Below are 16,922 nucleotides of genomic sequence, written 5' to 3'. Positions count from 1 at the left end.
ATAATTATGATTCTAGATTGGAATAGCACCCCAATAGTTTGTAACTCTATATACGCTTTCCTATACAAGGTTACAAACTAATAGACTAAATGAAAATGCGTTCTATTATCATAAAACTAAGTAGTTAGTGATTCTGTACTCTTATTCTATTAAAATTCTTTTAATAACTTCATTATTATTAATCATCAAAATCTTTACGAAATAAATACCTTTAGGGTATCTACTAAGGTTAATATCAATTTCTTTAGCATTTTTGAAATTTAGTTCATTTGATGATAGATCTAATTTCCCAAGCAAATTATAGATAACTATATTTTGAATATTATTATGTTTTGATCTAATATATAGGTAACCATTATTAGAAGGTATTGGATATACTTTAAGTGATGGCGAGTATATTCCATCTTGATTATTTTCTTCATTTATCAATCTCAATCCTTTACCATCTTGTTCAATAAAAACATTACTCTTGTTCTTTGAATATAAGATCGAATTACAAGCTTGATCCTCTACCTTAAATAGCACCTTCGAACCTGATTTGATTTTAGTCCCTGGTTTTAAAACTACAGAATTTCCTGCATAAATATTCCTCTCTACTCCATCAAACGTAATGTTACAATCTTCTCCAAAAACAACATCATTAGCATAATCTGTTGTCTTCAATTTAGGAACAAAACAAGTATTTTCTTTATAAAATGCTGAATTATAAATATAGCTATCACTATATCCCTTCGCCGATAAAATATCATTTATGTTATATATATTAATTTTCTTATCATATCCTAAACCTGAGTACAACAGATTTCCAAAAATCTCATAATCAGACTCGTCATTTACATTAGGACATTCTAAATTAAGGTTTTTATCCTCCCATTCGGGGAAAGAAGAGTTTTGTCCATACTTTTTATTACTATAGAATAAATAGTTATTATCTCCATATTCACCAGGACCAAAAATAAAAAACTGATCATCAAAAACTTTTAATTCTCTAATGTGGTTATTATAGCTAAATGTCTTTAAAAATTGCTTTTTATATGATATATTTCCTGTGAGTGATGCTTTTATATTATCTGGTTGAATTGGTATTGAATAAAGATACATATTATAGAATCCCGAGCGAGGTTCTATTCGTTTAGATGTTAATATATAAAGGTACTTATTAGATAGTTCTGAGGTCACTACACCTTCATCTGAAGGAATAAAATCAGTCTGTATTGTTTGAGACAAATACCATTGATTACTATTGTTTAATTCTAAAACACCAAATAATTTATTAGTTAATGGAAAGAAAATTTCATTCGAATCATAACCATTTCTTTTAATTTTTGAATAATTTAAAATTGTATAGTACCCAAAAGTGGCTGGTATACTATACCCAGAAATAGATAGATTTTGATGAAACTGATAACTACCATTACTTCCTTTTACATATATTCTTAAGATATTATTGCCATCAGCTGCTTCCGTTATAAACAAAAAGTCATTCAACACAAAAATATCATACCCTACTTTACTCGTTGATGTACTATTTTGAATTGTTTGCTTTAAATACCATTGATCATTTACTACATTATAATTATAAACATAAACTATATCATTTTTCCAAGAAGATACAATTATCTCATTATCATTAAGCACTAATCCTTCATTAGCTGTTATTCCCCAGTAAAAATCAATACTGAAATTTTGTTTTAGATTGTAAGCACATCCTTCTCTATCATATATCAATAACAAATTTTCTTTTGCATCAATAGCAACCAACCATTTATTATTCACTTCTATCCTCCCCCCAAAAAGATTATCATTGACATTTATATCCAATTGATGTGGTGCATAAATGGTTTGAACTGGTATATTATCATTACTATTATTATTACATCCATTCGATGTTCCTCCACCAGTATTAAAGCCACAGCTAGCATTTAAATTTGGGTTATCATATAATAACGGTCGATAAAAACTTGAAACTTCATGCATCTTTTTAACTTGAAGCTCAGTAAAAAAAGTACTATTGCTATAATAATCCATAAAATTTCTTGGTGATACATATCTTGGCAATACATAATTACCATTTTCACATGAATTTCTTAAAAAAGATACATTATTAATATTAACATTTCTTGCAGACTCATCTAATGGGGGAGTATCACAAATTCCATCACCATACTCACCATCACATGGGTAACCATCAGTATTTTCTAATCTACATGAACCAGGTAAAAAAATATGATAAAGACCTAACCAATGCCCAACCTCATGAGTTAACGTTGTACCATTATCATACATGTTTCCACCAACAAATCTATAATTTAATACTATCCCATCTCTTCGGGATGAAAAATGATGTGGAAAATTTGAATAGCCCCCAAATGTTACATTAGTAACATCTGATGCAGGTCTTATATCCGTTATCCAAATATTTAAATAAATATTTGGATTCCAATAATTACTTTTAATATTTAAGTCCTCGGAGAATTCACTGTCTAATAGATAATAATCCGGGCCATACTTTCTAGTAATTCCATTTGTTGGACTTCCAAAAGGAGATGTTTGAACTCTACAAAATTCAAATTTTGCATTTGTAGGTGTTCCAAAACCAGCTTCATGAGTACTCAAAGGATCACCAAACGAAGCATTTAATATTGCCAATTGTTCATTAATTTTGGTTTCAGAAATATTTGACCCAGTACCTATAGACTCTCCATGATGAATTACATGAAAAACTACAGGTATCCTAATTGGAGTTGTTGGCATTGATAACTCAGTACTTTTGTTCTTGAAGGATTTAAATTCTTCAAGAGATTTTTTATATTTTTCAGGGTATAATTTTTTCAATTGTTCATTATATGCATCTGTACCACATTCTTGACTATGTATACTTGATGATACAACTAGAACAACTAAGAATAAGATTATTTTTTTCATATAATTTTTCTTAAAACAAAAGTTTGAATATTAGGATGGCTATTCTCAATTAACAACAGTTCTTTATCACTGTTAATAAACAATAATAATTCATTAGAATTAAAGGTTTTTAAAAACTCATCGGTTAATAGTGAATGAAAACGAATAACATATACATCATCATAATTATGTTCCGTATCAAAATTCCCAGAATCTATTTCTTTAGAATTTTGATAAAGAAAGAATTTATTTTCTATCAATCGAATCTGGCAATTTTGCTCATTTACTTTAGGATTTGTTTTATTAGAAATATAAAGCCTACAGATTGTAGAACGAGATGATTCAATTAGCTCCCAACTTCCTTGTAAAGTTCCCAAAATATTTTGTGAAAATAAGCTACTATTTGACAATAGAAAAACAAACAGTAAAGCAACTATTCTAAAATGAATTTTCTTTAAAATATTTACAACAATTATATCCATTTATTAAAGCTTTTATTTAAAACATAATGATTCATTTGCTAAAAACTTCCTATCTCCCTATTAGTTTAGTCTGATATTGATTTTCCTGTAAGAGCTAAAATTGACTTATTGCAAGAATTAAGAATAAGGAAATCTTAGCTATTAAATCAAAACCAATCCCGATTTTATGCATTCTTAAATAATTAGAAACTGAGGTGTTAAACATATTAAGTTATTAATTCATCTTTCTTGAAGTATCAATTCGTTATATAAAATTGAGATTATTATCAAAGCAAGATTACATCATTTTTGTAGCTTACTTGAATAGTCATAAACCCTTTATTCTTTTGATTTAAGTAGTTTCTTAACAAGGGATTTTAATTCTTCAATTTCTTTTTGTTGTTGGATTGTATAAAGCGTTAATTCTTCAATTTTTTTAAGAAGATTCATATCCATTTCTGCTTGCATCACTCCATTTTGTTCAAATTCCTTTGCAGATGGTATTTCTGGTAAATGACTATTTTCTATAATAAATTTCTCCACTTCCTCAATACTTCTCAAATTATAATCCTTTTTAAAAACATAATCAGGAGCAGGTACGTTTAAGTCGATTAGCACCTCTTCTGCATGGATGTTTCCTTTTACCGTCAACTTCATATCAGGACTGGTTGTTCCTATCCCTACATTACCAGCACTATCAACTCTTAGCCTTTCTACCCCATTATTAGTTCCAATAGATACTCCATTTGTTCCATTAATTCTAAGACCATTATATGTAGCAAACCCATGTTGAGCAGTTACTATAGCAACATCTGTTACTGGTTGGCCTTGTCTAAAATTTAAATGCCCCTGTGTAGTTCCATGATATATATTTAAAGTAGTATCCCCATTTACATGTAGTTTATCATTAGGGTTAGTCGTTCCAATTCCTATTTTTCCATCATTCTTTAAAGACATAAGAGCTCCATTTGAACCTGTAAATTCATGAATAACGCTAGTTCCTCCTGTTATTATATTATAATATTCTGTTTTAGAACCATCTCTTCGAAATCCATTGTAAGACTTACCGTCTCCATAATCAAAAGAGATTCTTCCATTAACAACAAGAGTCTGATCGGGAGTAACTGTACCAATTCCAACATTACCATTAGATAATTCAGTGATTTGTGCATTAAGTCCTAAAGTAATTCCAAATAGTATAATCGATATTACTGTTTTTTTCATTTCTCGGTTTTATTTTCTAATTTATATTTATGATACTTAATTTAATGTTTATGTCTTAGTTATTGAAAATGTTACTTACAGTTTGATGCTTTTTTGATTGATTTTAATAACGAAGATATTTTTTTTCATGAAGAATTATACAACTAATTGAGAAAAGTATAAATTATTTCCATATATCTTTACATAAAACAAATAGATTATATGTTTTATGCTCTGGTATTTTCTCCAATATATCCTTAAAAAAGTAGGGATTTATGTTATTAATTTTACAAGTAGCAAAAAAAGAATAGAACATTGCTGATTTCTGAACTGCCTTATGAGACTCCGAAAACAAATAGTTCTTTCTTCATAGAGCTAAAGATCTTATTATGTTTTCTATCAAATTACTGTCAATCTGATAACACCCATCTATAGGGTGTAATTTTTAAGCTTAGTCCATAGTTTTAAGGAATATGCAATTGCTTTTCCAGTAGAAATTTTACGAAGCACTTGAAAGTTTTGTAATTTCAACCATTTCCACAACATTTAAAATAAGTGTTGTATATACCTATTGCGATATTTTTTCTATACTTCATAATTGCTATCTCGCTCTTTTTCTTGTTGATCTATACCATATAAGCGTTGGATTTGAGTATAAGGCAAACCGATTAATGCTATGGAAAAGGATAAATATGTAACATCAACAGTTTTGGTTTTAAAAATTGCCAGGCTTTTCAAAAAACCTGTCGAAGATATTTTCTTTTTAGAAGAAGAAGATTAGAAAACAAAAAAGCGTTCCTAATGGAACGCTTTTTATGATTTGTGTGTGAAAAAGAGTGTTTATTTGGCTCCCCACTCTGCAAGGGAATCTTTATTCATTTTAACGTAGTCGGCATTTTTTGCCTTCTCTGCTAACTCTAACGAAGTTTTTGCTGCTTTTATTGCCCCATCCTTATCTCCAGATAGAGAATAAATCAAAGATTGTTGTCTATGATACCAAAAAGCAGGCTCTTTACGTAGTGAAACTGCTTTATCAATATGCTCTTTCGCTTTAGCAAAATCTCCAGAATCTTTATAAAAAGTAGCTGCCAGATAGTGATCTCTATCCGTTGGACCAGCCATAGTTTTTTCGATACTGGCAACCGTTTGTGCTTTTGCAGGAGTTTCTATAGTAACCGCTGCTTCTGTATTTGCCCAAATAAAATTCATAACTGCAGAATCCATTTTAAAATCACTAAACATGATTGTAAATGTTTCTACATTCATAGGTATAGTACTAGATTTTACAGTTGCTGTAGCTGCTACTTTGGTATCATCCCATTTTTGTGGAGTCCCCCAATTGCTTGCATCACTGTAAAAAATTACTTCCCAATTTTCTTTACCTGGTTTTGTAAAAATTGCATAAGTCCCTTTTTTCAACTCTTTACCTGCAATTTTTACATCATCACTAAATGTTATTTTTGTATTTGCATTAGCCCCTGTTCTCCATAACTTGTCATAAGGCACTAAATTTCCAAAAATGGCTCTTCCTCGCATACTAGGACGTGAATATTCAACAGAAACGTCTGTCAATCCAATAACCTGCTCTATTTTAGAAGAAGGACTTGGTTGTGGTGCTTTTACCTGAGCTTCAATTCCTAAAGAGAATAAAGCCATAGAAAGAAATAAGATGATCTTTTTCATTGTAGTTAGTTTAGTTTAGTTTGTTTTACTTAATGACGAAAATAAGGATTACAACATACATTAAAGGTTAACAAAAACTTAAAATAAGTAATAGTATATTTGTGATCATTTTAAAAAAGTAATGAGAAAATATATTTCTGAAAGTATAGGGACTTTTAGTATGGTATTTTGTGGTACCGGTGCTATGACTATTAATGAAGTAACTGGTGGAGATGTCACTCATGTAGGAGTTGCAATTACCTGGGGACTTATTGTAATGGCAATGATTTATGCTTTTGGAGAAATATCCGGAGCTCACTTTAATCCAGCGGTTACCATTGCATTTGCATATGCCAAAAAATTTGAATGGAAAGAAGTACCAAAATATATAATTGCTCAATGTATTGGTGCAATAATAGCCAGTAGTACTCTACTCTTTTTATTTCCCGAAAGCGAATTTCTTGGCGGGACCCTACCAGCTCTAGATGATCTAAGAGCATTCGTCCTAGAAACATTACTTACTTATTTTCTTATGGTAGTTATTATAAATGTTTCTACAGGCTCTAAAGAAACTGGTACTATGGCCGGGATAGCAGTTGGAGGAGTTGTACTACTCGAAGCAATGTTTGCAGGCCCAATGACTAATGCGTCAATGAACCCTGCGAGATCCTTAGGTCCTGCTTTATTATCTGGTCATTGGGAACACCAATGGCTTTATTTTATTGCTCCTGTTCTAGGTGCTCTATTGGCTGTATTAACCTGTAAACTAGTAAAGCCAGACAACTGTTGTACAGACTGTTAAAAGATATTTTGTTTAAAATTGTTATATTTAGCACGAAATATTAGCGCACCAACATGCTTTGGATATACATAGATATTATAATTCTTCTTTTACTATCATATATAAATTATAGAAAATATAAATTCTCGACAGAATTTAATATTAAACAAAATACTGGGTTTGCAACAATCTTCTTTGTTATAGTCTTTTTTGGGATTACGATACCCGCAATCACTTTTATGATAGTCAAATTTTCTGATTCCGAAGTTCAGTTTTTTGATATCTACAAAATAAGATATCAATTATATTGGATACTAGGTTTAGTGCAATTGATTTATTTATTCTGGATTAATACCAAAATTAAATCTAAGAACATTTAAATTTTTATTATCAGTTACTTCACCACCGCAAACTGTATTTTTTGGTATGATACTATACATAAGTCACTCTTTTTAACATATATTTACAATTTATAACAATACCCATATCCCCCAATGGAGCATTTTTCTAATGAATTTTGTAAAATAGATCTATACGATCAATATGTCATACTTACTATCAATGAAAATGTACATTTTACACTTAATAAAGCTTCAATACTTAGAGACAAACTTAGAAAGCATTATGAAACAGAAGGTTTTGTAATGATTAGTCATCGTAAGTTTGAACATAAAGTCTCTCCAGAGATATACAAACAAGGCTTATTAAACAATATGAGAGGGTTGGCAATTGTATCTAGTAATGATAAAGAAAGAGATAAAGCAATTATGGAACAACCTTTATATGGGAAATCCTTTGCGTTCTTTAACACACTCGAAGAAGCAAAATCCTGGGCAAAAAGCTTTTTTTGATAGCATTATTGTTTTGTTTAACAAAATTCATTTTATATTAAACAAAAAATATCTTACTTTTGATAGTATAATTTCGTATCCTATGAAAATATATACATTAAAAGCGAAACAAAACCTTCCTATATCAATAGAAAAAGCTTGGGAATTTCTTTCGGACCCCAAAAATCTGAAAACAATAACACCAGAATATATGAAATTTGAGGTTTTATCAGGCGCTGATCGTAAAATGTATCCTGGTCAAATTATACAATATATTGTTACTCCAATTGCTGGTATTAAAAATAAATGGGTAACCGAAATAACACATGTTAAGGACAAAGAATATTTTGTAGATGAACAAAGATTTGGTCCCTATTCGTTATGGCATCATAAACACTTTATAAAAGAAATACCTGGCGGTATTGAAATGGAAGATATTATCGATTATAAAATACCCTTAGGGATATTAGGACAATTGGTTCACCCGATTATTGTAAAACCAAGATTAAAAGAAGTGTTTGAATATCGTAAAAAAAAATTAATCGAATTATTTGGAACATTTGAAACCAAAGCAGATAATGAAATTATATTTGTTTAAAACTTAAATAATGAGAAAAAATATCCTACTCATAGGTGGAAGTCATGGAATTGGTTTTGAAATTGCTCTAAAACTGTATAATGAGCATAATATTTTTATTGCCTCCAGAACTTCAGAAAATCTAGGTAATTTAGAAGTAACCCATATTCCTTATGATGCATCGAAGGATGAAATCGATACTTCTACCCTTCCCGAAAGAATTGATGGTTTTGTATATTGTCCTGGCAGCATCAATCTCAAGCCTTTCAAAATGTTGACTCCAAAAATATTTGAAGAAGATATGCAGATCAATTTTATGTTTCTGGTCAAAATCATACACACCTTACTTCCCAAATTAAAAAATTCGGAGCAAGCAAGTTTAGTATTTTTTAGTACCGTAGCCGTAAAAGTCGGAATGCCTTTTCATACAAGTATTGCCGCTGCAAAAGGTGCAATAGAAGGGTTTGCAAAAGCATTAGCGGCAGAATATGCTCCAAAATTTAGAGTTAATGTTATCGCACCATCATTAACAAATACTCCCCTTGCAAAAGGATTACTGAGTAACGAAAAAAAGAAACAACTCATGGATAATCGTCACCCAATGAAACGCATCGGGCAAGCAGAAGATATCGCAAATATTGCGCGATTTTTGTTAAGTGATGATAGCAGCTGGATTACGGGTCAGGTTATTGGGGTAGATGGAGGTATGTCTACTCTTAATGTAAATTAATATATGAGAAAGAAGGTCACTGTATTCTGGTTTAGAAGAGATCTTAGATTAGATGATAATACAGGATTTCTTGAAGCACTAAAAGGAAAGTATCCGGTCTTACCGATTTTTATTTTTGACAAACATATTTTAGAACATCTGCCAAAAAATGATGCCCGGGTAACCTTTATTTTTGAAACGCTGCAAAAAATCAGATTAAAGCTTCAAAATAAATACAAAAGTTCTTTATCGATACACTACAGTACTCCTAAAAAAGTTTTTGAAACTCTAATTTCTCAATACGAAATACAGCAGGTATATACCAATCATGATTATGAACCTTACGCAAAAGAGAGAGATACTCTAATCAAAAATATCTTAGAGGGCCATAATATTCAGCTACATACACGTAAAGATCAGGTTATATTTGAAAAAGATGAAATTGTAAAAAAAGATAGCAAACCATATGTAGTATACACACCCTACAAAAATAAATGGAAAGAAATATTTGACCCCGTTCAATTAAAAATCCATTCCACAAAGTTATATCTTAATAATTTGGTTAAGAATACTGATCTTCCTAATGTAGCATTACAGGAAATGGGATTCGTAGCATCATCTATCAAAGTTCCAGATTATGATATCTCACCAAATCTTATTCAAAACTATGAGGCTACCCGAGATTTTCCATCAAAAGAAAACGGAACTTCAAAAATAGGACCTCATCTACGTTTTGGGACTGTCGGGATACGATCGATTGTCAAAAAAGCGATAGCAGAAGAAAATGAGGTTTTTTGGTCGGAACTAATCTGGAGAGAGTTTTTTATGCAAATCCTATGGCATTATCCACATACTAAGGACTCTTCTTTTAGGCCTAAATATGATAGAATCGAATGGAGAAATAACGAGCAGGAGTTTAAAAAGTGGATGGATGGCCAAACAGGTTATCCATTGGTAGATGCAGGAATGCGCCAACTCAATCAAACAGGATATATGCATAATCGTGTACGAATGGTAGTTGCCAGTTTTCTCTGTAAACATTTATTGATCGACTGGCGATGGGGTGAGGCTTATTTTGCAGAAAAACTATTAGACTATGATATGTCTGCTAATGTAGGTAACTGGCAATGGGCAGCCGGTTCTGGTGTTGATGCAGCTCCATATTTCAGAATCTTTAACCCTACTACACAAATCACTAAATTCGACAAACAACTTTCCTATATCCATACCTGGGTAAAAGATAGTAATGAGTTTACCTATCCACAACCTATGGTAGAACATAAAATGGCACGTGAGCGTTGTCTTACAATTTATAAGAAAGCCGTCGGTTAGGTTAAAAATTATAACATTTTTTTAAAATTACCAACCCTATTTTTTTTGTATTTTACACATATCACAAGTCATTTATAAACCAATAATTTTAACACCATGAACACACAAGAAGTGGCCACACGCTTAGTAGAACTCTGTCGTCAGGGAGAAAACATGCAAGCTCTTAAGGAATTGTATGATCAAAATATAGTAAGTAAAGAAATGCCAGGAATGCCAAATGAAGTAACCTCGGGTATCGATGCTGTTATTCGAAAAAGTGAGGATTGGCATGCTTCTGTCGAAGAGTATCATGGTGGAGAAATATCTGAACCCGTAATTGCAGAAAATCATTTTAGTTGTGCCATGAAAATGGATTGCACTTTTAAAGAGCAAGGCCGTATGCAAATAGAAGAAGTTTGTGTGTATCAAGTAAATGATGGTAAAATTACCGAAGAGCAGTTTTTCTATTCTATGCCAAACGAGTAAATATATATAAACTACAGAAAAGTCAGATGCAATATGCATCTGACTTTTTATTATAAAAACTTCAAGATTTGCTGTAGTGCCGGATTTCGGTTGTCTTTTTTCCAAATAACAGAAAGTATTGCTTTTTGAGATATTTTCGGAATCTCTAAAAACTTAACCCCCAGATCAAAACCCTGTTGTAATGATGTAGGAACAATTGCAACTCCTAACCCACTCTCTACCAGTTTAAAAATGGTTTGCGCATGCACCGATTTATGAGAAACGATAGGAGAAAATCCTTTATCCTCGCAAATACTCATTATCTTATCATAATATACCGAACTATAATCAGATGAGAACAAAATAAAATGCTCATCGGCAACCTGTTTTACACTCTTAAACGTCTTCTCATTTAAATGATGATTCATAGGTAAGACCAAAGAAAATGTATCTGTATGTACCGTTTTTATTTCTATTCCATCTGGTACTCTGGCTAATCTTACAAAACCAAGATCCAGTTGATCCTTAACTATCCCCTCTACCTGAAGATAATTAGACATCTCTTCTAAACTAAATTGTATGTTAGGATATTCTTCATTAGCCTTTACCAGCAATGCAGGAATAATAGTCTGTATTGCCGAACCTAAAAAACCTATTCGAATTTCTCCATCACTTCCTTTATCAATCAAACGAGTTTGTCTTATCGTAAAATCAATATGATTAAAAATATAATCCAACTCTTTTTTAAGATACACTCCTGCAGCAGTTAGCGTCACCTTTCTTTTGCTACGTACAAAAAGGGCAACACCTATTATTTCTTCCATCTGTTTAATCTGTCTGCTTAATCCTGGTTGAGAAATAAACAATCGATCCGCAGCTTTTCTGAAATGTAACTCCTCGGCTACCGCCATAAAATAAGTAAAATGACGAAGCTCTATTTGATAACCCATAGTTATTAATTAATGACCAAATTAGTATTTCTAATTATCAAAAATAGGTATTATTTTAGTAAAAAAATAGAAATACGTATATGTCAACAACAACACACCAATTTTCATTTGGAGAAGACTACCTAACCGCAGGTATGGCAATACAAATTGCTCGTGGAGAAACCACCGGAATTATCTCTGAGACTTCTCGCAATAAAGTAAAAAAAAGCCAGCAGGTAGTAGAAAATATTGTAGAAAAAGGAGAACCTGTATATGGTATCAATACTGGATTTGGGCCACTTTGTACTACAAAAATATCTAAAGAAGAAACTAATATCCTGCAAAGCAACATCTTGCAAAGTCATAGTGTCGGTGTGGGAGATCCCATAGATACCGAAATTGCTAAGCTCATGCTAATTCTTAAAATACAGTCTCTGGCAAAAGGATATTCTGGTATTGCAGAAAAAACATTAGATAGAATTCTATGGCATATTAATAACGATGCTATTCCGATTGTTCCCTGCCAGGGGTCTGTTGGAGCATCTGGAGACTTAGCTCCACTCTCTCATCTATTTTTACCTTTACTTGGATTGGGGAAAGTAGAATATCAAAATAAAGTAATTACTACCCAAGAGCTATTTGACATCACAGGATTAAAACCACTTGATTTAGGGCCAAAAGAAGGATTAGCTTTAATAAACGGAACCCAATTTATTGCTGCTCATGCGGTACAGGTAGTAGCAAAACTACATAGTTGTCTTACGCAAGCTGATATTATTGGAGCAATGATGATCGAAGGATTGCAGGGCTCTGTAAAACCATTTTTTAAAGAATTACACCAATTACGACCTTATAAAGGAAATATCCATGTCGCTTCCAGAATAAAATCTTTACTAAAAGGTTCTGAGATTATGGAAGATCATATTGATTGCGATCGAGTTCAGGATCCTTATTCTTTGCGTTGCATGCCACAGGTACACGGTGCATCAAGAAATGCATGGCTACATTTAAAAGAACTTCTGGAAGTAGAATTAAACTCAGTTACCGATAATCCTATAATTATAAATGAAGAGCTAACTATTAGCGGAGGTAGTTTTCATGGGCAACCACTAGCTATGGCTATTGATTATGCATGTTTAGCAGCTTCAGAACTCGGTAATATCTCTGATAGAAGAATTTACCTTTCATTAGAAGGTAATTCTCCTGGTGTTCCTAAATTATTGATGGAAGATACAGGTATCAATTCTGGTTATATGATACTACAATATACCACTGCCGCACTGGCAAGTGAAAACAAAGGATTATGTTTCCCTTCAAGTGCCGATAGTATTCCTACTTCTCTGGGGCAGGAAGATCATGTAAGTATGGGATCGATCGGTGGTAGAAAAGCATTAAGAGTAATTGAAAATCTGGAAAAAATATTAGCCATAGAGTTATTAACTGCAGCTCAGGCTTTCGAATTTAGAAAACCTTTAAAATCTGGAATCATTCTAGATGAAATCCATAAAAAAGTACGAGAAGCCGTATCTTTTGCAGATAAAGACAGGGTATTTGCTGATGATATAGAGAAAGGAATCAAAATCATCCAAAACAAAACTATAATTACTACTGCTAATCAAGTATCCTTAAAAGAACAGGTATCTCTAGAAACACAGTTTTCTAGTGAATTTGAAAAATATTAGTCAAAAAATTAAATAGTTCCCTTAGCTCGATTCAAAGGAAAAAAATATAATATGACAACATATAAATTAATAGGTCCGATCACGCAACTCATACCTATGCAAAAATCTGGTATTAAAGGTGCTATAAAGGATCATAACCTCGACATCATAGAAGATGTAGGTATTCTTATTGAAGGTGAAAAAATCCACACCATTGGTACTTTTTCAGATTTAAAAGAAAAAGCCAATGCTCTACATGCAGAAATCATAGAATTAGATACCGATTATGTATGTACTCCCGGATTTATAGATGCCCATACACATATCTGTTTTTCTGGATCCAGAGCTAATGATTATGCCATGCGAAATGCAGGAAGGTCCTATTTAGAAATTGCTGAAGCTGGTGGTGGTATCTGGGATACAGTTACCCAAACCAGAAAAGCAGAACAGCAGGTACTTGTTTCTGGTGTTATAGAAAGAGCAAATACATTACTAAAAAGAGGAATTACCACAATCGAAGTAAAAAGCGGATATGGTCTTTCGGTTACAGAAGAACTTAAAATGTTACGTGCTATAAAAACTGCAAATAGTAGTACAACAGCAGATTTAGTTTCAACCTGTCTTGCCGGGCATATATTGCCTAAAGATTTTGATGGAGATCATAAAGCATACCTCGAAGAAATTAGCACTACTCTATTTCCTTTATTAAAAGAAGAGCAACTTACAAATCGAATAGATGCTTTTGTTGAGCAAGGAGCATTTCTTCCTTCTGATATCTATCCCTATTTTGAAAAAGCAAAACAAATGGGATTTGATATTACCGTTCATGCAGATCAGTTTAATACAGGAGGTAGCGAAGTAGCTGTAAAAGTAGGAGCAATTAGCGCAGATCATTTAGAAGCCAGTACCGAGAATGAAATACAAATGTTAGCCCAAAGTAATGTGATTTCGGTTGCTTTACCCGGTGCTTCCATTGGATTAGGATGTGATTTTACACCAGCTAGAAAAATTTTAGACGCAGGAGGAGCATTAGCTATCGCCAGTGATTGGAATCCTGGTTCGGCTCCTATGGGTGATTTGCTAACACAAGCTTGTATTTTGGGTACATTTCAAAAATTAAGTAATGCCGAAATTCTTGCAGGAATTACCTGTAGAGCAGCTGCCGCACTTAATCTAGACGACAGAGGAAGATTAGTTCCTGGGATGATAGCAGATTTTAACCTGTTTCCAACAGAACATATCAATGAGATCTTTTACCACCAGGGAAAACTAGTTCCTTCTAAGGTATGGAAAAAAGGAAAGTTAGTATCCTAATCAAACTGTTTCCTTTTCTGTCATCTCGCGCGGAGTAGAGAGATAGTCAAGCATCGTATTTAATCACATTTCGACTCCGCTCAATGTGACAGTAATTACAATTCAATATATAATGAACTTCAAAGAACAAATACTTCAAGGAATTCCTAAAACAATGCCTCCAAAGAAATCTTTGGATTCTAAAATTAGTCGTGCTCCCAAACGAAAACAAATCCTTTCTAACGAAGAAAAAAAATTAGCACTTAAAAATGCATTACGATATTTCCCAAAAGACTGGCATAAAGAACTCGCCAGTGAGTTTTTAGATGAATTAAATACATTCGGACGTATTTATATGTATCGCTTTATGCCAGAATATGTGATGTATGCTCGTCCTATTGATGAATATCCTGCAGAAACAAAACAAGCAGCAGGAATCATGCTCATGATTCAGAATAACCTGGATCATGCAGTCGCACAGCATCCATACGAATTAATAACTTATGGAGGCAACGGAGCTGTATTTCAAAATTGGGCACAATATGTATTAACGATGCAATATTTGGCTACGATGACCGAAGCACAAACTTTACATATGTACTCAGGGCATCCCATGGGATTATTCCCTTCTTCAAAAGATGCTCCAAGAGTTGTTGTAACCAACGGAATGATGATTCCTAACTATTCAAAACCTGATGATTGGGAAAAACACAATGCTCTGGGTGTAACGCAATATGGGCAAATGACCGCAGGAAGTTATATGTATATTGGTCCTCAAGGTATTGTGCATGGTACGACCATTACTGTAATGAATGCTTTTAGAAAAACATTGAAATCTGGAGAAACTCCTGCTGGTAAAATCTTTTTAACTTCTGGATTAGGAGGAATGAGTGGTGCTCAACCTAAAGCCGGAAACATTGCAGGATGTATTACTATTTGTGCCGAAGTAAATTCAAAAGCAGCCCAAAAACGTCATGAGCAAGGTTGGGTAGATGAAATTCTTGATGATTTAAATGATTTGGTAACCAGGGTTCAAAAAGCTATGGATCAAAAAGAAATCGTTTCTATTGCATATCAAGGTAATGTTGTCGATATCTGGGAACGATTCTATGAAGAAAACATCTATATTCAATTAGGATCTGATCAAACATCATTGCACAACCCGTGGTCTGGAGGATATTACCCTGCAGGGCTAAGTTATGAAGAAGCCAATACCCTGATCAGTAATGATCCAGAAGCGTTTAAAAACAAAGTTCAGGAATCCCTTCGCAGACATGCCAATGCAATTAATAAACATACTGCAAGAGGTACTTATTTCTTTGATTATGGAAACGCGTTCTTACTAGAAGCTTCTCGTGCAGGAGCAGATATCATGGCAGAAAATGGTATTGATTTTAAGTATCCGTCCTATGTACAGGATATTTTGGGCCCTATGTGTTTTGATTATGGATTTGGGCCTTTTAGATGGGTATGTACCTCTGGGAAACCAGAAGATCTGGACACAACAGATCAGATTGCCTTAGAAGTAATGGAATCTATTAAGAAAGTTTCTCCAAAAGAAATTCAACAGCAGATGCAGGATAATATTACCTGGATCAGAGAAGCCAAACAAAACAAACTTGTTGTTGGTTCTCAAGCTCGTATTTTATATGCAGATGCCGAAGGTAGGATCAAAATCGCTGAAGCGTTTAACAAAGCAATTGAAAGTGGAAAAATTTCGGCTCCGGTTGTTCTGGGGAGAGATCATCATGATGTGAGCGGTACCGATTCTCCTTATCGGGAAACCAGTAACATTTATGATGGCAGTAAATTTACTGCAGATATGGCTATCCATAATGTAATCGGAGATAGTTTTAGAGGAGCTACCTGGGTGTCTATCCACAATGGTGGTGGTGTTGGCTGGGGAGAAGTAATCAACGGTGGATTTGGGATGCTACTCGATGGCACTACAGAAGCTTCAGAAAAACTAGAACGTATGTTATTTTATGATGTAAATAATGGAATCTCAAGAAGAAGTTGGGCTCGTAATGAAGAAGCATTATTTGCTATAAAAAGAGAAATGGAGAGAACTCCGCAACTTAAAGTAACATTGCCAAATCTGGTAGATGAAGAATTCTTAGAAGGTTTTATTTAAGC

General features: G+C 32.9%; 14 protein-coding genes. 9 read left to right on the top strand and 5 right to left on the bottom strand.

Going from position 1 to position 16,922, the window contains the following annotated elements:
- Positions 1-141 precede the first annotated feature (141 nt).
- From Z054_RS0105755 to Z054_RS0105735, 4 genes are all read right to left on the bottom strand, one after another.
- The gene (locus Z054_RS0105755; protein WP_024769129.1) at positions 142-2,925 is read right to left on the bottom strand and encodes a zinc-dependent metalloprotease; all 2,784 of its coding nucleotides are present in this window, start codon (positions 2,923-2,925) and stop codon (positions 142-144) included.
- Positions 2,922-3,386 carry a hypothetical protein gene (locus Z054_RS0105750; protein WP_024769128.1) on the bottom strand — a complete coding sequence of 155 codons (465 nt, stop codon included), beginning with the start codon at positions 3,384-3,386 and terminating at the stop codon, positions 2,922-2,924. Before Z054_RS0105750 ends, Z054_RS0105755 begins: the two co-directional genes overlap by 4 nt.
- A gap of 318 nt (positions 3,387-3,704) precedes the next feature.
- Entirely contained in the window at positions 3,705-4,589 is an 885-nt protein-coding gene (locus tag Z054_RS29915; RefSeq protein WP_024769127.1) for a tail fiber protein, read from the bottom strand.
- Between the two features lie 819 nt (positions 4,590-5,408).
- Entirely contained in the window at positions 5,409-6,251 is an 843-nt protein-coding gene (locus tag Z054_RS0105735) for a DUF2911 domain-containing protein (RefSeq protein WP_024769126.1), read from the bottom strand.
- Between the two features lie 121 nt (positions 6,252-6,372).
- On the opposite strand from Z054_RS0105735, the gene Z054_RS0105730 reads away from it, so the two are divergent.
- From Z054_RS0105730 to Z054_RS0105700, 6 genes are all read left to right on the top strand, one after another.
- Entirely contained in the window at positions 6,373-7,032 is a 660-nt protein-coding gene (locus Z054_RS0105730) for an MIP/aquaporin family protein (RefSeq protein ID WP_024769125.1), read from the top strand.
- 473 nt (positions 7,033-7,505) lie between these two features.
- Positions 7,506-7,862 carry a hypothetical protein gene (locus tag Z054_RS0105720; protein WP_024769123.1) on the top strand — a complete coding sequence of 119 codons (357 nt, stop codon included), beginning with the start codon at positions 7,506-7,508 and terminating at the stop codon, positions 7,860-7,862.
- An 82-nt stretch (positions 7,863-7,944) separates the two neighbouring features.
- Entirely contained in the window at positions 7,945-8,439 is a 495-nt protein-coding gene (locus tag Z054_RS0105715; RefSeq protein WP_024769122.1) for an SRPBCC family protein, read from the top strand.
- 10 nt (positions 8,440-8,449) lie between these two features.
- Positions 8,450-9,148, top strand: a complete 699-nt coding sequence (locus Z054_RS0105710; RefSeq protein ID WP_024769121.1) for an SDR family NAD(P)-dependent oxidoreductase — start codon at positions 8,450-8,452, stop codon at positions 9,146-9,148.
- Positions 9,149-9,151: 3 nt separating this feature from the next.
- Positions 9,152-10,459, top strand: coding sequence for a cryptochrome/photolyase family protein (locus Z054_RS0105705; protein WP_024769120.1), 1,308 nt, complete (start codon positions 9,152-9,154; stop codon positions 10,457-10,459).
- Between the two features lie 96 nt (positions 10,460-10,555).
- The gene (locus Z054_RS0105700) at positions 10,556-10,924 is read left to right on the top strand and encodes a nuclear transport factor 2 family protein (RefSeq protein WP_024769119.1); all 369 of its coding nucleotides are present in this window, start codon (positions 10,556-10,558) and stop codon (positions 10,922-10,924) included.
- A gap of 50 nt (positions 10,925-10,974) precedes the next feature.
- Here Z054_RS0105700 and Z054_RS0105695 read toward each other — a convergent pair whose 3' ends face one another.
- A complete protein-coding gene (locus Z054_RS0105695; protein ID WP_024769118.1) occupies positions 10,975-11,853 on the bottom strand; it encodes a LysR family transcriptional regulator in 879 nt (292 codons plus the stop codon).
- A gap of 80 nt (positions 11,854-11,933) precedes the next feature.
- On the opposite strand from Z054_RS0105695, the gene hutH reads away from it, so the two are divergent.
- The 3 genes from hutH to Z054_RS0105680 all read left to right on the top strand — a co-directional run bounded on the left by hutH (position 11,934) and on the right by Z054_RS0105680 (position 16,920).
- Positions 11,934-13,514 (top strand): histidine ammonia-lyase, encoded by a 1,581-nt coding sequence (gene hutH / locus Z054_RS0105690; RefSeq protein ID WP_024769117.1) that lies wholly within the window; start codon positions 11,934-11,936, stop codon positions 13,512-13,514.
- Positions 13,515-13,565: 51 nt separating this feature from the next.
- Positions 13,566-14,807 (top strand): imidazolonepropionase, encoded by a 1,242-nt coding sequence (gene hutI, locus Z054_RS0105685; protein ID WP_024769116.1) that lies wholly within the window; start codon positions 13,566-13,568, stop codon positions 14,805-14,807.
- Positions 14,808-14,919: 112 nt separating this feature from the next.
- On the top strand, positions 14,920-16,920 hold the full coding sequence (locus Z054_RS0105680) for a urocanate hydratase (RefSeq protein WP_024769115.1): 2,001 nt from the start codon (positions 14,920-14,922) through the stop codon (positions 16,918-16,920).
- Positions 16,921-16,922: the final 2 nt, after the last annotated feature.

Origin of the sequence: Aquimarina macrocephali JAMB N27 (assembly GCF_000520995.1) — a bacterium.
Taxonomy (GTDB): Bacteria; Bacteroidota; Bacteroidia; order Flavobacteriales; family Flavobacteriaceae; genus Aquimarina; species Aquimarina macrocephali.
This window is presented reverse-complemented; position numbering and strand designations above follow the sequence as displayed.